20 protein-coding genes are annotated in these 21,234 nt (G+C 48.7%); 4 read left to right on the top strand and 16 right to left on the bottom strand.

Going from position 1 to position 21,234, the window contains the following annotated elements; all coding sequences use genetic code 11:
• Positions 1-86: 86 nt before the first annotated feature.
• From hfq to JZI27_RS16250, 12 genes are all read right to left on the bottom strand, one after another.
• Positions 87-326, bottom strand: a complete 240-nt coding sequence (gene hfq, locus JZI27_RS16305) for an RNA chaperone Hfq (protein WP_007719110.1) — start codon at positions 324-326, stop codon at positions 87-89.
• A 29-nt stretch (positions 327-355) separates the two neighbouring features.
• Positions 356-1,315 (bottom strand): tRNA (adenosine(37)-N6)-dimethylallyltransferase MiaA, encoded by a 960-nt coding sequence (gene miaA / locus JZI27_RS16300; RefSeq protein WP_280208297.1) that lies wholly within the window; start codon positions 1,313-1,315, stop codon positions 356-358.
• The gene (locus JZI27_RS16295) at positions 1,312-2,097 is read right to left on the bottom strand and encodes a class I SAM-dependent methyltransferase (protein WP_122909380.1); all 786 of its coding nucleotides are present in this window, start codon (positions 2,095-2,097) and stop codon (positions 1,312-1,314) included. Before JZI27_RS16295 ends, miaA begins: the two co-directional genes overlap by 4 nt.
• Before the next feature lie 76 nt (positions 2,098-2,173).
• Positions 2,174-4,150 carry a DNA mismatch repair endonuclease MutL gene (gene mutL, locus JZI27_RS16290; protein WP_280208296.1) on the bottom strand — a complete coding sequence of 659 codons (1,977 nt, stop codon included), beginning with the start codon at positions 4,148-4,150 and terminating at the stop codon, positions 2,174-2,176.
• Between the two features lie 25 nt (positions 4,151-4,175).
• The gene (gene mutS / locus JZI27_RS16285) at positions 4,176-6,752 is read right to left on the bottom strand and encodes a DNA mismatch repair protein MutS (RefSeq protein WP_280208295.1); all 2,577 of its coding nucleotides are present in this window, start codon (positions 6,750-6,752) and stop codon (positions 4,176-4,178) included.
• A gap of 76 nt (positions 6,753-6,828) precedes the next feature.
• Positions 6,829-8,118 (bottom strand): putative amidoligase domain-containing protein, encoded by a 1,290-nt coding sequence (locus JZI27_RS16280; protein ID WP_280208294.1) that lies wholly within the window; start codon positions 8,116-8,118, stop codon positions 6,829-6,831.
• Positions 8,119-8,268: 150 nt separating this feature from the next.
• Positions 8,269-8,829, bottom strand: coding sequence for an outer spore coat protein CotE (gene cotE, locus JZI27_RS16275; protein WP_122909384.1), 561 nt, complete (start codon positions 8,827-8,829; stop codon positions 8,269-8,271).
• Between the two features lie 136 nt (positions 8,830-8,965).
• On the bottom strand, positions 8,966-9,409 hold the full coding sequence (locus JZI27_RS16270) for a YlbF/YmcA family competence regulator (protein ID WP_280208293.1): 444 nt from the start codon (positions 9,407-9,409) through the stop codon (positions 8,966-8,968).
• Positions 9,410-9,413: 4 nt separating this feature from the next.
• Entirely contained in the window at positions 9,414-10,925 is a 1,512-nt protein-coding gene (miaB, locus tag JZI27_RS16265; protein ID WP_280208292.1) for a tRNA (N6-isopentenyl adenosine(37)-C2)-methylthiotransferase MiaB, read from the bottom strand.
• Between the two features lie 225 nt (positions 10,926-11,150).
• Positions 11,151-11,291, bottom strand: coding sequence for a hypothetical protein (locus JZI27_RS25065; RefSeq protein ID WP_481752820.1), 141 nt, complete (start codon positions 11,289-11,291; stop codon positions 11,151-11,153).
• A gap of 107 nt (positions 11,292-11,398) precedes the next feature.
• Complete coding sequence (locus JZI27_RS16255) at positions 11,399-11,581, bottom strand: hypothetical protein (protein WP_122909388.1); 183 nt, start codon at positions 11,579-11,581, stop codon at positions 11,399-11,401.
• Positions 11,582-11,604: 23 nt separating this feature from the next.
• Positions 11,605-12,282, bottom strand: a complete 678-nt coding sequence (locus JZI27_RS16250) for an NTTRR-F1 domain (RefSeq protein ID WP_280208290.1) — start codon at positions 12,280-12,282, stop codon at positions 11,605-11,607.
• A gap of 290 nt (positions 12,283-12,572) precedes the next feature.
• Between JZI27_RS16250 and JZI27_RS16245 the strand changes: the two genes are divergently transcribed.
• The 3 genes from JZI27_RS16245 to cbpB all read left to right on the top strand — a co-directional run bounded on the left by JZI27_RS16245 (position 12,573) and on the right by cbpB (position 15,509).
• A complete protein-coding gene (locus JZI27_RS16245) occupies positions 12,573-13,823 on the top strand; it encodes an S-layer homology domain-containing protein (RefSeq protein ID WP_251244928.1) in 1,251 nt (416 codons plus the stop codon).
• A gap of 145 nt (positions 13,824-13,968) precedes the next feature.
• Positions 13,969-14,811, top strand: a complete 843-nt coding sequence (locus JZI27_RS16240; protein WP_280208289.1) for a lipoate--protein ligase family protein — start codon at positions 13,969-13,971, stop codon at positions 14,809-14,811.
• A 227-nt stretch (positions 14,812-15,038) separates the two neighbouring features.
• Positions 15,039-15,509, top strand: coding sequence for a cyclic-di-AMP-binding protein CbpB (gene cbpB, locus JZI27_RS16235; protein WP_122909392.1), 471 nt, complete (start codon positions 15,039-15,041; stop codon positions 15,507-15,509).
• A gap of 88 nt (positions 15,510-15,597) precedes the next feature.
• Here the strand turns inward: cbpB and ltrA are convergent, their stop codons facing one another.
• From ltrA to JZI27_RS16215, 4 genes are all read right to left on the bottom strand, one after another.
• On the bottom strand, positions 15,598-17,016 hold the full coding sequence (gene ltrA, locus JZI27_RS16230; RefSeq protein ID WP_280208288.1) for a group II intron reverse transcriptase/maturase: 1,419 nt from the start codon (positions 17,014-17,016) through the stop codon (positions 15,598-15,600).
• A gap of 453 nt (positions 17,017-17,469) precedes the next feature.
• On the bottom strand, positions 17,470-18,549 hold the full coding sequence (locus JZI27_RS16225) for a YheC/YheD family endospore coat-associated protein (RefSeq protein WP_122909393.1): 1,080 nt from the start codon (positions 18,547-18,549) through the stop codon (positions 17,470-17,472).
• Between the two features lie 163 nt (positions 18,550-18,712).
• A complete protein-coding gene (gene mnmM / locus JZI27_RS16220) occupies positions 18,713-19,273 on the bottom strand; it encodes a tRNA 5-(aminomethyl)-2-thiouridylate-methyltransferase MnmM (RefSeq protein ID WP_280208287.1) in 561 nt (186 codons plus the stop codon).
• A 38-nt stretch (positions 19,274-19,311) separates the two neighbouring features.
• Positions 19,312-20,061, bottom strand: a complete 750-nt coding sequence (locus JZI27_RS16215; RefSeq protein ID WP_280208286.1) for an MBL fold metallo-hydrolase — start codon at positions 20,059-20,061, stop codon at positions 19,312-19,314.
• 52 nt (positions 20,062-20,113) lie between these two features.
• On the opposite strand from JZI27_RS16215, the gene JZI27_RS16210 reads away from it, so the two are divergent.
• Entirely contained in the window at positions 20,114-21,151 is a 1,038-nt protein-coding gene (locus JZI27_RS16210) for a YkvI family membrane protein (protein WP_122909396.1), read from the top strand.
• Positions 21,152-21,234: the final 83 nt, after the last annotated feature.

Below are 21,234 nucleotides of genomic sequence, written 5' to 3'. Positions count from 1 at the left end.
TTCTTTTAAACGATCTTCGTGGTGTTCGCGCCAGCTTTACCAAAAAAAGAACCCGGATTTTCATCCGGGCTTGGGGTCGTACTGCTTTACTGCTGGTTGTTTTCCTGAGACATCAGGGAAACGGGGCGTTGAGGGGTGAACGTAGAAATCGCATGCTTGTAAACGAGCTGTTGCTTGCCTTCGCTATCAATCACAATCGTGAAATTGTCGAATGCCTTAATATACCCGCGCAATTGAAATCCGTTCACCAGGTAAATGGTGACCGCGATGTTTTCTTTCCGCAAATGATTCAAAAACGTATCTTGAATATTGATCGTCTGTTTCATGTACACTACCCCCTAAAAGGACTTGTATGTTATATATTCGGCAATTGTTGAAACTTTCCTGCCAATATCTGCTTGATAGTTTGCTCGACGTGAGGCTTGTTTGCAGGATCCGTCATGTCAAACCATTCTATCTCCGTCATCCGTCTAAACCAAGAAAGCTGACGTTTTGCAAAATGGCGTGTTCGTTGCTTAATATCATTAATCGCTTTATCAAGCGTGATCTCGCCGTACAAATAAGGAACGAGCTCCTTGTAGCCCAGTCCTTGCATGGCAACGAGCGAAGGATCATACCCTTGATTCAGCAAGCCACGGACTTCTTCAATCAATCCCGCCTCGACCATTAGATCGACACGCTGATTGATTCGTTGATACAGCTTCTCGCGGTCCATCGTCAAACCAATCATGAGCAGATCATAGGGCGACTGCTTGGCACGCAGCTGAAAGTCAGACATTTTGTAGCCGCTGCTCTCATAAATCTCGATAGCTCTAATAACACGCTTTACGTCATTGGCATGAAGACGTTCCGCAGTAATGGGATCGATAGCAGCCAATCGTGCGTGTAGAGCTTCTACCCCTTCCGTATCTGCCAGGCGCTGCAGACGATCTCGCAGCTCAGGATCATGCGATGTTTGAGAGAATTGAAAACGATGCGTTACCGACTCTATGTAGAGGCCTGTTCCACCGACGATAAATGGAATGCGATTGCGCTGGTTGATCTCTGTAATGAGCCGCGTGGCACTTTCCTGAAATTGAGCCACAGAGTATTCGTCATCCGGATTGATGACATCGATCAGATGATGAGGAACACGGGCAAGCTCGGCTGCTGATGCTTTGGCCGTTCCAATATCCATCCCTCGGTACACCTGCATGGAGTCTCCAGAAATAATCTCTCCATCAAACTGTTCGGCCAACTCCAGACTAAGCTCTGTCTTGCCTACGGCTGTAGGGCCTATAATGACGACAAGCTTTTCTCTCTGCTCCAAGGTCACTCCCCTCCATCTATCTCTTTGTAGCTGAACACGACGTGCTGACCACGTACGCGTACGGGAGTAAAGCCGAACCGTTCATGCAATCTGCTCGTTTTTCCCTCTTTGATCACGACGCGTTTGCTGGCGACACGCATCGCTTCTCGTACCGCATCCTCGTGCAACGAGTTCGGGTTGGCAAGCTCACGTATTCCTGCAATGCCTGTAGAGCTTTGTACGGTCACTTCAAACATCGGATCAAAATAGACGACATCGAAAGCGTGATCCGGCAGTTCCCTCAGAACATCCAGATGGTTGGCACAACGTACTTCGACTCGCCGCATGGCTTCACACAGCTCAGTCGCATCTGATGTCCAATGACGCAAACCATCTTCGACCAGGATCGCAATGAGACGCTCTGACTCTATGCCGACGACTCGTCCATTGACGCCAGCAGCATGGGAAAAAACGATCGCGTCAGCTCCCAAACCCATAGTAGCATCCAATATACGATACCCTGGTTGAATTTGGCAAGCGACAAGCATAGTATCAGTATCACCGCGCATCAGTCGCTTTATACGAAATGCGGCTGTATTCGGATGAAAAAAGAACGGTTTTTTTCCCGGCACTTCCAGTCTTGCTCCCAGCGCAGACACCACCAGAACTTCTTCTTCCTGATGTCTTCTACGCATCGCCTGCAAGGACATTTCTCCCCGCTCTACCACACGCAAACCAAAGCGCTCGGCCAATTCCGAGGCATGATCCAGCGTTTCCCTACCGGGCTCAAGTCCGGTGGTGATGATCATCGATGCTTTCCACTCCTCCATGTACGTCTGGGACGGACACTTCAAATTCTAGTATACATGATTGTCCACTGAATCGTTACATCACTCTCTTAAACATTTTCTCCAAATCGTAAGCAGAGAAATGAATAATAATGGGCCTTCCATGTGGACAGGTAAAAGGACTTGAGGTCAAACGCAGCTGATTCAGCAAACTCTCCATTTCAGCGTTGGTCAGGAAGCGGTTTGCCTTGATAGAAGCTTTGCAAGACATCATGATCGCTGCCTTCTCCCGCATTTGGCGAACGTCTGCTTGTACACTTTCACCTGCTTCCAGGACGAATTGCATCAATTCCTCAATCACTTCCAGCTCTGCGCCTTCAGGGAACCAGTGTGGGTGCGCCCGAATGATAAATGTGCGACTCCCAAAAGACTCAATCTCCAATCCAAAGGACTGAAGCAGCGGAAGCCGCTTCTCCAGACGTGCAGCCTCAGCTGCTGTACACTCCACCGTATGAGGAAAAAGCATCAGTTGGCTCGCAATGCTGTCTTGCCGGAGCTTTTCCATGAAATACTCATAAAAAATTCGTTCCTGAGCAGCATGCTGGTCAATCAAATACATCCCCGTGTCATTCTGGGCAACGATGTAGGTACCGTGTACCTGCCCGACCGGATAGAGAACAGGAACGGCGGACTCCTCACTCGTAGGAGATTCGTTTACCGGTTGTTCGACATTATCTTGCTCTTGCAAGGTAACTCGCTCTGCCAGATCGCTCTCGACAGGTTCCCGTTCTTCACGGACCGGCTCTGACTCCATTTGAACATTGAAGACATCCAGATCGGACTCCACATTACTTGTGGGTCTATCGTTTATACGTTGATCGATGGCTGGAGGTTCCGCATAGCGGATCTTTGCTTCCTTTACAGCTGGTTCAATGGCTTCCTTCACACTTACCACGGGAGATTCAGCAACACGCTCTTGTGAATGGCTGACAGAACGAACAGGAATCTGCAAATCAAACTGCGGCTGCTCCACCTGTAAAACGACCTTAGCCTTGGGTTGTGTCGTCATCGGACGAACGATTCCCAAGCCTTGGCGCAGGGTTTCCTTGACGGATTGCTCGATCGCCTGGCATAGCTCATCTTCTTTGCTGAATCTCGCTTCCAGCTTGGCTGGATGAACATTGACATCCACCAATGTCGGGTCCATCTCAATCTGAATAGCGACGATCGGATATCTTCCAATCGGCAACAGGGTATGATATCCGCGCATGATGGCATTGTTCAAGGCGTAGCTACGAATGTATCGCCCATTTACGAGAGTTGAAAGGTAAGAGCGATTGGCACGAGTCACTTCGGTCTTGGATATCAAGCCGCTCCAGCGAAAATCGAGCGTTTCTCCGGAGATGGGCAATAGGAGCTTGGCCATTTGTACCCCGTAGATAGCAGCCATGACATGCAGAAGCTTTCCGTCACCTGAGGTTTGCAGCAAGTTTTTTTGATTATGCGTCAAGATGAAGGAGATATCAGGATGAGTCAGCGCCAGTCTGTTCACATAATCAGATATATGACTAATCTCCGTTGCGATCGATTTCATGTACTTCAGGCGGGCTGGTGTATTGTAAAACAAGCTGCGGACACATACTTCGGTTCCTTTTACAGTAGCAACATCCCGCTCTTCTACGATTTGACCGCCTTCGATCCCGAGGCGTGTGCCTACTTGGCTGCTGGATGGACTGCTGGTCAGCTCGACTCGAGAAACCGCTGCGATACTTGGCAGTGCCTCTCCGCGAAAGCCAAGGGTGCGGATACGGAACAGATCACGGGTGGAACCGATTTTACTTGTGGCGTGGCGCTCAAAAGCGAGTCGGCAGTCTTCCCTGTCCATGCCTTGCCCGTCATCCACGATCCGAATCAGCTCCAAGCCTCCTTCTTCAACATGGACTTCAACCTTCGATGCACCTGCATCAATGGCATTTTCCACCAGCTCTTTCACTACAGAAGCAGGTCGTTCAACTACTTCTCCCGCAGCAATCATATTCGCAAGATGCTCGTCTAGTAGCTTGATTTTTCCCACGGCGGTTTCTCACCTCCTGCTTGCTTCATCCCTGTTTCAATCGCTTTTTCCACTCGAACAGCTTCATCATGGCATCCATTGGGGTCGTCTGATTCAGATCCAAATCCCGAAGCTCCTCTATGATAGCCAATTCTTCAGGATGGGCTGGTGGTGACGGTTCTTCGCTCACAGCAGCGACTGGGGCTGTCCACAACGCCTCGAAGGACATCTGCATATCCGTGCTTGTAGCAGATGAGCCCGCTTCCAACCCCGTTAATATGCTTCTTGCCCTTTCAATGACCCAATGAGGCATTTGCGCAAGCTCAGCCACGTGAATACCATAGCTCTTATCCGCTCTTCCCTCTTCGATTCTGTGCAGAAACAATAGCTTCCCATCCCGTTCTTCACAACGGGCATTTACATTTACTACCCCATGCATGGTATCAGCCAAGCCTGTCAATTCGTGATAATGTGTGGAGAAAAGCGTTTTTGCTCCGATTTTTTCCCCGATGTATTCAATAACAGCCTGAGCCAAAGCCATCCCGTCATACGTAGACGTTCCTCTGCCTATTTCGTCGAGCAAAATCAGGCTTTGGGAGGTCGCCTTTTGCAGCGCATGCTTCGTCTCGAGCATTTCCACCATGAAGGTACTGTGTCCGCCAACCAGATCATCGGCAGCTCCAATGCGGGTAAAGATCTGATCGACCAGCGTCAGTGATGCTTGCTTCGCCGGTACAAAACAACCGATCTGTGCCATGACCGTAATCAGCGCAATCTGCCGCATATACGTACTTTTCCCTGCCATGTTCGGGCCGGTAATCAAGAGAATCTGCCGCTTGTCCTGGTCCATGGCAACGTCATTGGCCACGTACTTTTCCTGCTCTAGAACCGCCTCTACAACGGGATGACGACCATCCTGGATCACGTACTCGCCACTTTCCGAAAACTGCGGTCGTACATAACCGCGTTCGTCACTGACGGTCGCAAATGCCTGAAGAACATCGACGGTCGAGATCCGTTCTGCAAGCTCCTGAATACGCGGGATCTGTTTCGCCATCTCGTTTCGTACCGCAGTAAACAACTGGTACTCCAGTTCGATCATTTTGTCTTCCGCTTCCAGAATCAAGGCTTCCTGCTCTTTCAATTCTGGAGTGATGTAGCGCTCCGCATTGGTAAGGGTCTGCTTTCTCTCAAAGCGTCCCGCAGGAACGTTTGGGATATTTGCCTTCGAGACCTCGATGTAATAGCCAAATACCTTATTGAAACCAACCTTTAGGGAACGTATTCCGGTTGCTTCCCGTTCCCGCTGCTCCAGCTGGGCAATCCAGGTCTTGCCTTCCCGACTCGCTGTATGCAGCTTGTCCAGATAAGCATCGTAGCCGGTACGGATGATTCCTCCTTCGCGAATCGAGAGAGGAGGATCGTCCACCAGCGCTTCACGCAGAAAATCAACCAGATCTGTGCAAGCATCCATTTCATTTGCCATCTGCAGCAAAACGGATGAGTCTGTTTGAAGCAACAGCTGTTTTAATTCAGGGACGGCTTCGAGCGACAGGCGCAATTGCACCAGATCGCGAGCATTGGCATTACCATACGCGATGCGGCCTGCCAAACGTTCCAGGTCATACACCCGATCCAGACAAGTACGCACATCAGAGCGCAGCAGCATATCCCCTTTGAGTGCCTCAACAGCCTCCAGACGCGAAGTCAGCTCTTGCCGATTGCGTAGTGGACGCTCGATCCATCTGCGAAGCAGCCTGCCGCCCATTGCGGTTTCCGAGCGATCCAATAACCATAGGAGCGAGCCCTTTTTGGTCTTATCGCGTATCGTCTCGATCAACTCGAGATTTCGGCGAGAAAAGCCATCCATCTGCAGATATTGTCTCGCATCATAGCGCTTGATCTGTCTCATGTGGGCAAGACTTCGTTTTTGTGTCGTTCCTATGTAGTACAAAAGAACATTTACAGCCGTCCGCATAGCCATATCCAGGTCTTTCGCCTGACTCTGGTATTGCTCGTCGACTGCGAATTCATGCAGCTGGCCGCTCGCGATCGCTGCACTTGGGATGGAGGTTTTGGGAAGGGTATCAAAGCCGTAAAAGACCAGCTCTTTTGGTCTGTACTGCAGCGCTTCATCCAGCACCAGCTGCCCTGTACCGGTCAAGGAGGTGACGTACATTTCACCCGTACTCATGTCACAGGCAGCTATCCCGCTGCGGCCATCCACCTCTGCGATCGCGGCCATGTAATTGTTTTCCTTATCCGTCAGCCATTTGCCTTCCATCATCGTTCCTGGCGTAATTACGCGCGTCACTTCACGACGGACGACACCCTTTGCTTCCTTCGGGTCCTCGACTTGCTCACAGACTGCTACCTTGTAGCCTTTTTTCAGCAATTCCGCGATGTAGCCGTCCGCCGCATGGTGAGGAACCCCGCACATCGGAATACGCTCATCCGTGCCGCCTTCCCGACCAGTCAAGGTAATCTCCAGCTCCCGCGACGCAAGCATGGCATCTTCAAAAAAGAGTTCGTAAAAATCTCCCAAACGGAAAAATAAGAAAGTATCCGGATAATCTTTCTTGATCGCCAGATACTGTTGAATCATCGGGGTATATTGAGCCATTGTTTTCTTCTCCTACCTGTAAATCTCGTATGCTATTATAGCATGTTTTGCATCGAATGTTGAACGGCACTCGCACTCATCCTAGCAGATTCCATGCCTTGCGCAAATTATCTTGAGCGGGCCACGTTTGGCCGGAGAGCAGGATCGTAAAATACCGATCCAAATGAAACTGGGAAAGTTGATACCCGGGCATTTGGCGCAATTCTCTCCAAATGGTTTCCACATAAGGTTTCAGTACCAATTTTTCGCCACGGTAGTAGGCTTTTATCAAAGCTGGCTGAAGATGAGGTGCAGCTTGAAGAAGAGAATGGTTGTTGGCGATCAGTCGCGAGAGATGCAGGACACCTCGTGTCACAGTTGGATGCACCAGCCAGCTCGGCATCGTCCTATATTCAAACCCGTATGTTTTTTCGCGAACATCGCCTAAAAATCCGTAGCGTTCCCTGCGCTGCTGGCAGCTCTGATCCTCAATCAAGACAAGAGGCAGCGCAAGGTAGGCATCCAGCTTTCGACGCAATGAAAACGTAGGCGTGATTCCACTGAAATGAATATGTCCACCAATGGGGTAACCTGGAAACGGCATGCCTCCAGCCAGCCACTCGAGCTGCGGGTTATTCATCTTCTGGTTTGCCAGCTTCAAAGCATCCCAGATATGCGCAAACAATTCTTCCGGATCCTCTACGGGCTCCGGTCGCAGCTCGGCTACAGGATGCTGATGCATCGCCAATTCTTCCCGATAACGCGTCGTATCGCAGCCGACAATACCTGCAATCTTCAGGTAGTCAGAGGCAAGCGCCATGCTTCCGTCTTCTTTTCGCAACGCGAATTCCGGATCAGCACCCAGCTTCAAAAGTCTTTGCGGGTGCATGCTCTGTCTTTTTTCCCACCATTCGCTTGCAAGCTGCATATACTGATCAGCTAGCTCAACCGGCCAGTCTGGAATCACTTGTACCACCTTGGCTCGATGTGCAGAAACGGCATAGATCAGCACTTGACCAGCGTCAATACCCGATGCATACAAGCTTCTTGCGGCTAGTGTTTTCACCAGATTTACTTCCGGGTCTTGGCTCGGCAAGCTTACAGACTCATAGGAAGGTAAGTCCCACGATTGCAGCAGCCACTGCTCCTGCTCTGCCATCCGTGACATGTGCAGGATTTGATCTTGATACAAGCTCACCAGGTAAGTCCGCCAGCCGGGTTGCGGTCTTTTCTTCGCAGTCACCGGAAGTCGACTGAGCCGCAGAAGCCATCTGCCCGCTTCAGGTCGTTTTAAAAATTCTACGGCTTCCTTCGCATTTGACGTCATTTGTTGTCCGCTTATTCCCCCGAATGTGTGAGCGGTATTTCCCTGTGCGCGCAAGATCATGTCCACCACACTCCTTAACATTTCTGCTATAGCTTATGATAGCGCCCAAAAATGTGTGGCAGGAAAAAACTTCTTCCTCTTTTGCCCAATGAGAACGTTGGTGAATGAGTGTTTGAAAAAAGAAAAAAAGAGGAGATAGGCTTCTCCTCTTTAGTCCAGTTCGTCGAGCAATGTAGACGAATCGAAGTCATCAAATTCGTCGCTGTTCTCTTCAAAATCACCCAACAGATGGAAATCTTTATCGTCGCAACTATTGCAGACTACTACGCAGACTTTTGTTTCGCCAATCACTTCTACAGCAAATTCACTTTCGACTCTGACTGTGATTGTGCCTCCGCCACTCAACTCGGCTTTTACGCACTTCGGCTGTTCGACTGCTCGAGCGACGATTTCCAGATCGCCTCGGCAGTTCCTGTCAAAGAACGTTAGCGGAACGAGTACGGAGAACTTGACAGTTTCCCGCTTGACTTCAGTCTGCGTGTTATTTGCAAACGAGAACCACAGGTTGACGTCATACGTTCCAGATACTTCAACCGCGTCTCCGACTTTCTCAGCCTGGAAATTGGTGTTGATAATCCAGCATCCCAGGATCGTCGAAGGAGTTTGCGACGGTATGATGGTGTGGGTGGTCGAAGAAAATTTATGGCCTTTACCGCAAACAGCTTTCGCGATGAGTTCTCGGCACTGTAGATCTTTGTCTGAACCCGACATTTCGTTACCTCCTCCATACAACGTTTCTGTACATTTGTATGCAGGGCATTCGACTAGGGTGCAAACACCCACCTTCATTTTGGTGAGAAGTTGATCGAAGGCTTCATGTAAAGCTGTCGCGGTACTTTATTGTTCTCTATGAGCAGCAGCTGTCTCCATGCTTCTTTTCAGGTCCTCCGCCGGTTTCCCCAGTCAACGGGTTTCCGCCGGTATCCAGAATGATACGCTCCGAAACGGTATTGGTGATGACATTGGTCACCATTTGCAGCAGATCGTTTACGTCAACCTGAGATTGCTTGAATTCGGTGACGAGTGGAATGGCGTCCAGTTCTTCCTGAAGCTGGTTGAACTCCCCCTCCAGCTTTGCCACAAGATCTGGTTTGTTGATGGATTCAAACATGACCATTTGCTTCTGCTTTTGCTTCAACTGATCGATCAGCTCTTGTACGCGGTCATGATGCTTGATCTGAAGCTCCGCACGTTTGAAAAAATCCACTTCGTTCGTTTGGGAAATCATTTGAGCAAGCTCACGTGCTTTATCTAAAATTTCTTTTTGTGTGTAGAGATTTGTTTGTTCCATTTGCTTACACCTCGACTGTAGTTGCGAGTTCTCCGTGGAGTGTCCACGTTTTCGCATCTGTAATATTTACATGTACATACTGACCAATCAGGGAAGAATCTCCTTTAAAATGAACCAGCTTGTTGGTACGAGTGCGTCCAGCCAATACTTCATCATTGGTTCTCGATACACCCTCGACCAGCACTTCGAGCACTTTGCCTTCCAGCTTTTTATTCTGCTCCAGACCGATGCGGCCCAAAACCTCGTTCAGGCGATGCAGACGCGCTTTTTTGACCTCCATCGGTACATTGTCTTCCATAACAGCAGCAGGCGTACCTTCACGCGGAGAATAGATGAACGTGTAGGCGAAATCATAACGGACCTCTTCCACCAGTGAGATGGTTTCTTCAAACTGCTCATCGGTTTCCCCTGGGAAGCCTACGATAATGTCCGAGGACAAGGAGACGTCCGGGATAGCCGCTTTAATTTTACGCACCAATTCCAAATAATGTTCACGTGTATATTTGCGCGCCATCCGCTTCAAGATTTCGCTTGACCCGGATTGTACGGGAAGATGGATCTGTTCGACCAGATTTCCGCCATGACTCAGGACCTCGATCAAGTGGTCATCGAAATCACGTGGATGGCTGGTGGTGAAACGAATGCGTGGAATATCGATTTTTCGAATTTCATCGAGCAAATCGCCAAAGCCATACGTCATGTCATCGAAATCTTTTCCGTAGGCGTTCACATTTTGACCGAGCAGCATGATCTCTTTAAAGCCCTGACGAGCCAGGTCACGCACTTCTGCGATGACGTCCTCAGGCCTGCGGCTCCGTTCCTTCCCACGTGTATAGGGAACGATACAGTACGTACAGAATTTGTCGCAGCCGTACATGATATTGACCCAGGCCTTGGTGTTTCCTTCTCGCAGCTTTGGCATGTTCTCGACGATGTCGCCTTCCTTGGACCACACCTCGATGACCATTTCCTTGCTGAACATCGCATCGCGCAAAAGCTCTGGAAGCCGGTGAATATTATGCGTACCAAAAATCAGGTCAACCTGCTGATAGCTTTTTAAAATTTTGTTGACGACCTTTTCCTCTTGGGACATACATCCGCAGACACCCAGAATCAGATTGGGGTTGTTGTGCTTGAGCCGCTTCATGTGGCCCAATTCACCAAACACCTTGTCTTCGGCATTTTCCCGAATCGCACAGGTATTGAACAAAATGACATCCGCTTGCTCGATCTCTTCGGAGGAGGTATACCCCATTTGCTCCAAAATGCCGGAGATCGTTTCTGAGTCATGTTCATTCATCTGGCAGCCATAGGTCCGCACATGGTAGCGCTTCCCTTTGCCGATCTGCTTCATATCGTCATCAATCGTAAAATCGTAGTGGACCTTGATTTCCTCTTTACCGCGCTGCTTCGCGTCTTTCAGTGAAGGAGCTTGAAAGTACTTGGCGAAATCAGCCGCCGTCTTGGGAGACTTGCCGGATTTTAAGTCCACAGTCGCCTCTTTCGTTTCTTTCATGATGTATCACCTCAACTGGAATAGTTATCTGACTAGTAGCCAATATAGAATTATACCATTCCAGGTGAAGCAAAAGCGAATGTGTTTAAGGCAAAATATGTACAAAACGGTCAGGACCGTCTTGTTTGACCACAAGCGAATATTTCTGAGTATCGAATAGCGACGAGCGCTGTCTTATAGAAAAAAGAGCACTTTCCAAGCGCTCTCGCCATTTTTTGTATGCGGTTAGTAAAATGAAAAACTGATAACGGTACTAAACACCACATGCAGCTCCGTGTTTTCATCAATCCTGACAGTAACAAGTCCGCTCTCCACACCAGTCAAGGTCCCTTCAATTTCTCCTTGTACGGTCTGCAGACTAATCATTGACCCTATTCCCGCGGTAAGCTTTAAAAATAATGGGGTACCCGGAAAAGGGAGGTGCTGAACAGGTGAAATATACGCCACAGTAAATCCCCTCTTCCTTCTGAATTCTAGGGCAATTCTTCAATATAGAGAATATTGGCAAATGGTACGCGGAAGGGAGCCATGTACAAGTAATCATTTCCCACTCTATCCAGGGTACCAGTGATTACATATCCGCCAACTCCTACATTCAATGTGGTTCCCAACTGAAGATTTTGAATCAAGTCTCCTGACAAGGTTGTAGTAGCCAATTATCTTCCCCCCTTCCGCCGTGTTAGACCGTTTCAATATTCGTTATGTGTTCGTAAGGAATAGACATGGTCGAACCAGCCAATGTCGTCAATGTCACCAGAGTGGCTCCGACGCTCGTGACCTTAGCTGCTGCTCCTGTTTGCTGGCCTGATGTCATGATGACAATCGTCGTGTTGGATGCCTGGTAAGAGGTAAGCAGATCGCGAATCTCCGTATAATCCACGCCCGAACTCCCTCCTCCGCCAGTCAAATACAAGCCAATGTCATCCACAAGCACCGCTGAGCTTGCTTGTTGCGGCGCTTTTAGAATACAAAGCAATGCATACGCTGCATTCGGCGGCGATTCGGTGGTGCTTTCCACAATCGTTTTCCATGCTCCTGTTTCACTTTGCTGATTTCGAATGCGCATACTGTTGGCAAATCCAACGGAAGCCGTTTGATAAAAATGGTCCAAATAGAGAAGAAACATAGACATTAAAGGAGCCCCTGAGATTTGAGACTTTGCGATTGACATTGAAAACAGATAGGATACATGAGGCTCCACGGGTACTATTTGCTGGATGGAAGCCTTTATCATGCCACCTGCAAGTTCAGCACAAAAATAGCCGGTCTGTAGATGCATGGAATGGATAGAAGCGTTCATCCCCTGCCAGGGCCATAGGGAACCTGTTTCAAATCCGCCGTTATTAATCAGATTCATCGTCTCCTGGTCCCACCTCCCCTGTTAACCCCTTTTTATAGCACGTTTATCATAGGATATGACCAAAAGTTCCAGCTCGTCTGTACGTTTGGTAATAGTTATGTCTCCAATTTCCAATCCTTCGTACCGAATTTCTTTAGGGTCTCTTCTCCTCCTTTTTTCCCTTGTCACTTCCAACTTTTTTCTTAATTTCACCAAAATAGGTCCCGTTCCTTGCAACATAAACTTGTCCCGCGGCGTCTGAATAACTGCCAGGCGAAAATATTAGAAAATTTTTTGAGGAGGTCACCATGAAACGAGCGATAAGCTTTTTATTGGCTGTTATGATGGTCTTCACGATTGTTCCCTTCGTGAGTGCTGCGACTCCTTCCTTCTCCGATGTCCCACGTAACCACTGGGCATACAAAGCAATCACGGAGATGGCGGAAAAAGGGATCATTGTGGGATACAATGACAAAAAGTTTCGACCCAACAACCTAGTCACTCGCGCCGAATTTGCCAAAATTATGATTGCAGCAGCAGATGTCGACATCGACAAACGCAACATCACGCAGACATTCCAGGACGTCCCTAGGTCTCACTGGTCGTTCTACTACGTGGAATACGCGAAGCCTTACCTGACCGGCTACAAATCCGGAAACCGCTATACGTATAAGCCTGACCAGCCAGCTGTTCGCGAAGACATTGCAGTAGCCATGGTTCGTCTCCTGGGCTATGACAAAAAAGAAAAAGCGGATTTGAACGTATTGAAAAAGTACCGCGACGATGACAAGATTTCAACGAATCTGCGCTCTTACATTGCCATTGCCATCCAAACCAATTTGATGCAGGGCTCTGACAATCGTTTCCGTCCACTTGACGCCATTACACGTGCGGAGGCAGCTTCCCTGCTGCACCGTGCGCTGATCGAAAAGAAAGACAATGAAGAAACCAAAGTAGTCTTCCCGAACCCGGTACCAGAACCACCGAAGCCCGAAAAGCCTGAGCTTCCAGCGAGCGTATCGGATAACTTCTCCAATACTGAGCTGAAGAACTGGCAATCCGACAAGGCAACAGGTGTCTGGGGAGTCATCAACAAGCAAGTAACAGCGATTACTACAGACGACGACATCGAACATTTCTTCCTGCCGCTCATCTGGAAAGAGTCCACGAAGCCTGAGAAATATGAATTGACTGTAGATGTCAATCCTTCTGGAACGAACGGATTGGGTGGACTGTTCTTCAACGGCAAAGATGACAAGGCACATGTCGTCTACGTGCAAAAAGATCGTGTTGTCTTGGGTAAAGTAAACGATGTAGAAGATGATGAGGTAGATGTCATCGCTTCCGGCAACTACAAGCTGAAATCTACAAACCGCTTGAAGGTCGTTGTCAACAAAACAACTGTCTCCATCTACATGAACGATCAGTTCCTGTTCTCTCAACAACAAGTGAAACAAGAAGGTACAAAGCTCGGCTTGTACTTGCAAGCAGAAGCGACGAAAGGTGCTCCACGCAACATGACGTACCTGGATAACTTTAACTTCAAAGCAGTCGAGTAATAGAAGGAATGAAAAGACCCGGCACCTTTCTACGGTGTCGGGTCTTTCTTTGTTCTCCTCATTACCCAATAGAACAAGCGTAGAATTGAACATACGTCCATTGTATAATGGTAGCTAGTCATGTCCGTGAAGGAGCTTTTCGTCTATGTCTATTACCATACTTCAACCATTTCGCTGGATGGACTCCGGCGTTTATCAGGATAGTCCGTTAGAGCCGTTGATCAAAGATGAAGCTCTGACTGCCAGCCTGCAAACCCCTGGTGCGGCGCCAATTATTCATCTGTGGGTGTACGACCGCGCTCTGTATTTGGGCAGGCGCGATGCCAAGCTGCCTCGTCTAGAACAAGCTTTACGACATTTTGGTCAGCAGGGCTTCGGCAGTGTGCTTCGCTCCTCAGGCGGTGCGTGCGTCCCACTGGATGCCGGAGTCCTTAATCTGGCTTGTTTATTGCCAGATACCTCGATCTCTATTGATTCGTTCTTTTCTTTTGTCTCCTCGCTCCTTGAAGTGGGCCTGGGAGAATACGGCACTCTGGAATTCGGAGAGGTTGCAGGCTCTTATTGTGCTGGCGAGTATGATTTTTCTATTCAAGGCAAGAAAATTGGAGGCATGGCACAGCGTCGCACCCGATTTGGTTCGATTCTGCAATTATGCATCAATGTCGAAGAAATGCCTCGCGGTGAATGGATGGAAGCATTTTACCGGGAAGCCGGTCTAGATGACATGGAGAGCCATAAGCCCATCCCTCTTATCGATGGCAGCACAGTAGGGAGCATTGCAGGTTTGACAGGTCGTGCAGTTACCGTAGATGATGTGAAAAAGCAGCTGCTTACTGCCATTGAGCAGCGTTGGCCTGTGGAGCCCGTTCCTTTCCATGTGCCAGATACCTTGCTGCAGGATTCGAGGCACCATCTCGCAGAACGGCTACGCCTGTTTTCGTACACGGCGAAGCAATTAGCTGCAGGCGATTGGCATTTACCTGAGTAGGGGAAGCGATTCTTTCCTCCAAACTCCTAATGTAAAAGAATTGTCGTTCTTGCATACTACATGTAGGGACTATTGTTCCACACCTCGATTACTTGCCTGGCGCACGGTCGCCGGGCTTTTTTCTTGTAGACCTACCGCTTCGCGCGGGCTTCATGTATCATAGAGGAGAAACGTAATTTGCAGTGTAAACTACCTGCCCTAGACGAAAGAAAAGGTGGTGGATCCACATGAATCAAGAACCTTCCTTGCTACATACACCCATCAAAGATCTCATCATTGCTTCCACAAAAGTCGCACACGTACAGCTAGGCAATTCACTTGAACATGCTCTGCTCGTCTTGATCAAATGCGGCTATTCCGCTATTCCGGTTTTGGATCATCAGTATCGACTGCACGGTCAGATCAGTACGAATCACATCATGAACAAATCCCTCGGCCTGGAACGATTTGAGTATGAAAAAATGTCTGAACATATTGTGGATGATGTCATGGACACCAAAATACCCCGTTTGAAAGATACAGATGAATTCATGAAGGCCTTAGAAGTCTCCATTAATCACCCATTTGTATGTATCGAGAACGAAGAGCAAATTTTCCAAGGGATATTGACCCGAAAATCGATCCTTGCGCTTGTCTATCGGCATTTTCGAAACTTGCCTTACCCGCTTGCGGAAAACCAGCCAAGCACACAACCTTAACCAATCAAATCGGGTAGGAGGCTACCCATTATTTGAGTAGCCGACCTCCCACACCACCGTACGTACCGTTCGGTATACGGCGGTTCCATTAGGAATGCGCAGTAACTTGTCGATAATAATCAGAAAAGAAAAGGAATCCGAGGTTCTTCAGCCTATTGTTACCGAGGGACTTCGAGAGGATTGGGCTATTGGAGATTCTCCAATAGCCCTTTCTTGTGTTTGCGTATTCCCACGCCTTCTGTTCATGAATTCCGAGCGATATAAGCCTTTCGAGTTTCGTCCTCACTCGTTTCCATTGCTTCCAGAAGACCATTCGGATACGCCTTCTCATCCATTTATCAGTGGTTTGGAGTAGTTGTTTCATGTCAGCAAGCTTGAAATAATTTATCCATCCCATGATGTAACGCCTAAGCTTCAGCGCCCGGTCGGTGTTTCCCATTCCGTTGCTTCTCGACGTTAGCTCTCTCACTTTAGCTTTCATCTTGGATACGGATTTGGGATGGATTCTGACCCGCGTTTCCCCTTTGCTCTGGTAGAATGAGAAGCCAAGAAATTTAACTTTTGTCGCATCGTCCACGATCGTTTTCTCCCGGTTTACCTTGAGAAACAACTTCTTCTCGATGTAAGGGAGAATTTTCGTCAGGGTACGCTCCGCACTCCTCCTGCTCCGGCAGAATATGAGCATATCGTCTGCGTATCGCACGAATCGATGTCCTCTTGCTTCCAGTTCCTTGTCCAATTCATTCAGCATGATATTGCTGAGAATCGGACTTAGGTTCCCTCCCTGCGGTACGCCGATTTCCGTGTCCTCAAACTTATGCTTCACGACAACTCCCGCCCGGAGATACTTATGGATGAGCGAGATCACTCGTCCGTCTTTGATCGTTCTTGAGAGCACCTCGATGAGCTTGCTTTGGTTGACGGTGTCAAAGTATTTCTCCAAGTCCATATCCACCACGTAACGATATCCCTCTTGCACGTATTGTTGGCTTCGTTTCATCGCGTGGTGTGCGCTCCGTTTGGGTCGGAATCCGTAGCTGTTGTCTGAAAACTGCCTCTCATAAATTGGCGTAAGCACTTGGGCGATTGCCTGCTGGATGACTCGGTCAACCACTGTTGGAATGCCAAGGTTTCTCTTCTTTCCGTTCTCTTTGGGAATCTCTACCCTTCGAACGGGATTCGGGCGGTACTTGCCGCCCAAGATCAGTTGCTTGATGGTCTCGCCGTTGTCTCTGAGATATTGTAGAAGTTCATCTACTCCCATCCCGTCGATTCCGTGCGATCCCTTGTTCGCTTTGACTCTCTTGAATGCTTCGTTCAAGTTGTCCCTGCTAACGATTTTCTCAAGCAACCGGTCCTTCGACTCGGTTGCGTTGGTGTCGTCGGTTTCGGTTATCCTCGCAGGACTGTGCACTCCCGCATATCCTTCGTGTTCCGCACTATTCTTTTGCAGAGAGTCTTCCGTTAGAAGTTGGCTGCCCTTGGCTCCTGTTTCGGTAACTTTCATTGACTTCACCTCCTAAGGTTCAGCCCTTCCCTCGAACCGTCGACTGTTCGCGGTACTATGGCGTCTGCTGACTTCTCATGATAAATCTTGTTTCAACCGTGATTCGAAGTGCATCTCCTCACGTCCATGAGACCTCCCACGGTAAGACGATTCACTTTCCTTCCATATACCCACATCATTTACATTGGTACGTCCGTGTAGTTAATTGGACTTCGTCTTGTTTGGCAGACTCATCCCGTATCCTATGCCTGATGATGTTCGTGTTCCTTGGGCCGGAAGTTTGCCTCCAGCTTCCTTTGGATTCCACCTCGCGGTGGACACCCTTGCTCTTGGCTAGTGGTTGGTAACTACAAACCCCCACAGTGGACTTTCACCACCTAGTTAATCGCCATGCGTGGCACACCATGAGAAAGACGGAGGCCTATGCCACCGTCTTTTTTTCTGGAACGCTACCTAAGCCTTCCCTTTTTGTTTGTGATCCATTTCCCGTATCAAGGTTCGAGCATATTCCAGAGGATGGCGATACGTCTGTTTGAACATTCCCCTCTCCCCTGCCTTGAAAAAGGAGTAGCGTTGATCCCTGACGTTCACTTCGATCAAGAAAGGGTGTCCGTTTTGATCAATCCCCATGTCCATGCCCAAATCAGCCAGAGACGGGAATTGATGACCATACGTCTTCGCGATCTCGATCGCGGCCTCTTCGATTCGTCCAAAAATTTGAACTTGCTCCTCGACCGTAAACGCTTTTTGCATGACTGTATTCAAGGGATAGGCTCTTCCTCCCCGGGACAAGTTGCTTAATTTGTTCTTTTGATTAGCTACCTTAGCCACCATGCCACTTACCGTCCATTCACGCTCCCCATTTTTTTGTACGGATACACGAATATCGTACGTCTTTCCTTCAAAGCGAGCTAATGGAATCCCTTGCTGAATCAGAAAACGCTTGTTGCCTACCCACTTTTTTACGACCTGCAGCAATCGTGAGCGTGTTAGTATTTTTCGCATTTTCGAAGAAATAAAGTGGTATTCGTTCCCATATTTCTCGATTCGCGCGACCCCAATTCCTACCGAACCGATCGCAGGTTTTACATAAATGACTTTATACGCATTCAAAAACTGCTGAAGCGCTTGGCTTGAGTAGGGTGTGGTATTCGGGAGATAGGCGCGGATAAGCTGGTTTTTCCAGAGCATTTGGTGCACCTTCCGTTTATCTCGCACCACCAGTCCATTGAATACTTTTTTCTTTTTGCTCAGTCGTGAAATGACGCCCCGAGATCTCAAATCTCCGGTCAGCACACGGTTATGAATAACACGTGGGACATGGACCAGACGGGGGATCAGTCTGCTGCCATTCCAAAAGTATCCTTGGACTCTCCCTTCTCCGGCAAGCACATGTCGCGGGTGGAAAAAAACCGGCTCCAGACCTAGCTCTTTGCCGATCTCCACATAGTAAGGCAGACGTTCATAAGACTTGTCTCCTCGTATCCCTTTCTGAATGATACCCCAGTCCAACATAATGCCAACTCTATCCACATCGATCCCCCTTGCGTACGTTTCATCTCCATAGGGTATGTGTCTATATTGACAGGGGCGTGCCTATTTTCAAGGGATACCAACCCAAAGCTTACTGACAAACTTCTCCAGCCTTCGTCCTCCCTGTCGGAACTTGCGCTTGCCCGGGAAAACCTGTTGCACTCTATTGCGCTCTGCGCTCAATCGCTAATAAAAATGGGGCCTGATTTTGCTGATTGATGTATTGGTATTTCAAGACGAGAAATCTGCGCTGATCCAAGGTTTGGCAAAAGCTCTCCAGCTCATGCTTTTCAATTTCACCCGCCGCATGCCCCCAATACACCATGATCGTCATAATTCCACCCTTGCGCAGCAGGGCAAGTCCAGCCTCTATCGCACGTATCGTACTGGTAGCCTGTGTGGTGATATCCTTATCCCCTCCAGGTAAATACCCCAGATTGAACATGATGGCACTCACACACTCCTGCTCGCTCGCCATTTCCTCGTGACTGGCTAGACGCAATTCCACGTGCTGGGCAACACCTTCCTTCTCTAGCCGCGCCTTTGTCTTCTCAATCGCCTGACTCTGCACATCATAGGCAATCACTTTCCCCTTGTCCTTGACCAATTGGGCAAGAAACAACGTATCATTCCCATTGCCCATTGTCGCATCTATGACAGTCTCGCTTTCTGTTACCCGTTCTCGTATCAGTTGACGTGCTACCTCCAGCACATTTGGAAACATGATTTTTTCTCCTTCAGCCATGGTGGAATGATTCAGTCTTACAGCGTAATTTGCAAGCCGATACTTGCTACGTAGCAAGTTCCAGACGTATATGCCTCCGCTTGCTGCTGCACGACCTCGGGTTCATACAGATGGTATAAATGTGTGATCAACAAAGCCCGGCATTTCAGCGCTTCAGCCAACTGTGCCGTTTCCCGTACAGATAAATGGCCATTGGATTCCTTTGGCTTGTTGTGATCCAGATAAGTACCTTCGCAAATAAACAAATCAACGTCACTCGCAAAGCCTTCCCAATTCGTTCCCGGTCCACTGTCCGCTCCGTATACCAGGACCTTCCCTTGTGATTCCAGGCGCATCGCGTAGCACGGATCACCATTTCCATGATCGGTTCGCAAAAAACGGATCTGAATGTCCCCAATCGCCAAATGCGTCTGCTCATCTACAGGATGAAAGGAGGTCGCCTGTCTGTACAGTAGCGACTGCGCATCGACAATGGGCTGAGCGGGTGCATAGATCGGAAGCGGTCTGTTCTTCTCCCTTTCCTGAAACAACTGATGTACCATGAGTCCGTACTGCAATACGCCCACATCGGCTATGTGATCGTGATGGTAATGGGATAAGAGCAGCGCATCCAGCTGATGGATCGGAACGTACTTCCCCAGCTGAGACAATACCCCGCTGCCACAATCGAGCAGTAAGCGTTTGGAGTCTGTTTCGATCAAGTATCCTGGAGTCGCTCCATTTGGGCCAGGGTACGGGGACTGGAATCCTAATACAGTAACGCGCATATTCGGATCACTTCCTTTCATATGATGAATAAAGTGGGACAGGAGGTCTGAGATGCAAGGATCTTGGAAAACGGCATGGCAGATTGCTTTTACCTATATCGGTACCGTTGTAGGAGCTGGATTTGCCTCCGGAAAAGAAATCATCGAATTCTTTGTTCAATACGGCCTGCAAGGTTTGATCGGTATCCTTCTTGCTACTTGCTTATTTGTATGGGCTGGTGTTCGTGTCATGCTGATATCCTATCGTATTCAAGCAGATTCGTATCAAGCCGTAAGCACCTATCTTTTCGGACATCCATTCGGCATTGTCTTCAATACGCTTTTACTCACCGTTCTTTTGGGGATGACGTCTGTCATGCTGGCGGCTACAGGCTCGATTTTTTGGGAGTCCTTTCACTTGTCCCCCCAAATTGGCATCTGGTTTAGTATGATCGTCATCTTTATCGTCACCAGAAAAGGACTTTTTGCCATACACCATGTGAATAGTATTTTTGTTCCATCCTTGATCGCATTTACGGTACTTGTTTTTTTATATGTACAACCTTGGGAGAACCAGATCATCCAGGTAGAATCACTGCGTCCTTGGGCGTGGATCAGTTCTCCATTGTATTATGTTGCCTTAAATGTGTCGCTTACACAAGCTGTCCTTGTTCCAATTGGCCGTCATAGCCAAAGTGAAAAGCCCTTGATCGCAGGGGGTATCATAGGTGGACTCGGAATCGGGCTGCTTCTTTTGCTTGCCTTTGCCTCCCTTTCCGTCAAAATGCCCGGCATTTCACATGCGGAAATGCCCATGATCACACTTTTACATGGCTTGGGACATACGATTCCGCTACTCTTTTCTTTCCTGGTGTACGCGGAAATTTTCTCCACGCTGGTCGCCAACGTATTTGGACTTTCAGAGCAACTGAGACGAGTGACCCGGCTTCGCACTCCTACCATTCTGTTCGGGATTCTTCTAGTTAGTTATATCATCAGTTTCGTAGGGTTTAGTTCGCTTTTGCGCGTGCTATATCCTCTTTTCGGCCAGCTCGTGCTGTTCTTCCTTGTCATGCTGTTCTATCGGCAATGGCGAAGTCGAACACCATAGACTCAAAACGTAATCGGGTAGGAGGCTACCCATTATTTGAGTAGCCGACCTCCCACACCACCGTACGTACCGTTCGGTATACG

The sequence above is a fragment of the Brevibacillus sp. AY1 genome, from assembly GCF_029870785.1.
GTDB classification, from domain to species: domain Bacteria; phylum Bacillota; class Bacilli; order Brevibacillales; family Brevibacillaceae; genus Brevibacillus; species Brevibacillus invocatus.
Note: the sequence above shows the minus strand (reverse complement) of the source record. Positions and strands in the feature narration are given on the sequence as shown.

Excerpts from the sequence above, each read along its gene's own strand:
- hfq (WP_007719110.1), bottom strand. The coding sequence starts at position 326 with ATGAAACAGACGATCAATATTCAAGATACGTTTTTGAATCATTTGCGG.
- JZI27_RS16270 (WP_280208293.1), bottom strand. The coding sequence starts at position 9,409 with ATGGAACAAACAAATCTCTACACACAAAAAGAAATTTTAGATAAAGCA.
- JZI27_RS16295 (WP_122909380.1), bottom strand. The coding sequence starts at position 2,097 with ATGATCATCACCACCGGACTTGAGCCCGGTAGGGAAACGCTGGATCAT.
- JZI27_RS16280 (WP_280208294.1), bottom strand. The coding sequence starts at position 8,118 with ATGATCTTGCGCGCACAGGGAAATACCGCTCACACATTCGGGGGAATA.
- cotE (WP_122909384.1), bottom strand. The coding sequence starts at position 8,829 with ATGTCGGGTTCAGACAAAGATCTACAGTGCCGAGAACTCATCGCGAAA.
- JZI27_RS16250 (WP_280208290.1), bottom strand. The coding sequence starts at position 12,282 with ATGAATCTGATTAATAACGGCGGATTTGAAACAGGTTCCCTATGGCCC.
- JZI27_RS25065 (WP_481752820.1), bottom strand. The coding sequence starts at position 11,291 with ATGATTAGTCTGCAGACCGTACAAGGAGAAATTGAAGGGACCTTGACT.
- mutS (WP_280208295.1), bottom strand. The coding sequence starts at position 6,752 with ATGGCTCAATATACCCCGATGATTCAACAGTATCTGGCGATCAAGAAA.
- JZI27_RS16240 (WP_280208289.1), top strand. The coding sequence starts at position 13,969 with ATGTCTATTACCATACTTCAACCATTTCGCTGGATGGACTCCGGCGTT.
- JZI27_RS16210 (WP_122909396.1), top strand. The coding sequence starts at position 20,114 with ATGCAAGGATCTTGGAAAACGGCATGGCAGATTGCTTTTACCTATATC.
- mnmM (WP_280208287.1), bottom strand. The coding sequence starts at position 19,273 with ATGTTTCCAAATGTGCTGGAGGTAGCACGTCAACTGATACGAGAACGG.
- cbpB (WP_122909392.1), top strand. The coding sequence starts at position 15,039 with ATGAATCAAGAACCTTCCTTGCTACATACACCCATCAAAGATCTCATC.
- JZI27_RS16245 (WP_251244928.1), top strand. The coding sequence starts at position 12,573 with ATGAAACGAGCGATAAGCTTTTTATTGGCTGTTATGATGGTCTTCACG.
- JZI27_RS16215 (WP_280208286.1), bottom strand. The coding sequence starts at position 20,061 with ATGCGCGTTACTGTATTAGGATTCCAGTCCCCGTACCCTGGCCCAAAT.
- miaB (WP_280208292.1), bottom strand. The coding sequence starts at position 10,925 with ATGAAAGAAACGAAAGAGGCGACTGTGGACTTAAAATCCGGCAAGTCT.
- ltrA (WP_280208288.1), bottom strand. The coding sequence starts at position 17,016 with ATGAAAGTTACCGAAACAGGAGCCAAGGGCAGCCAACTTCTAACGGAA.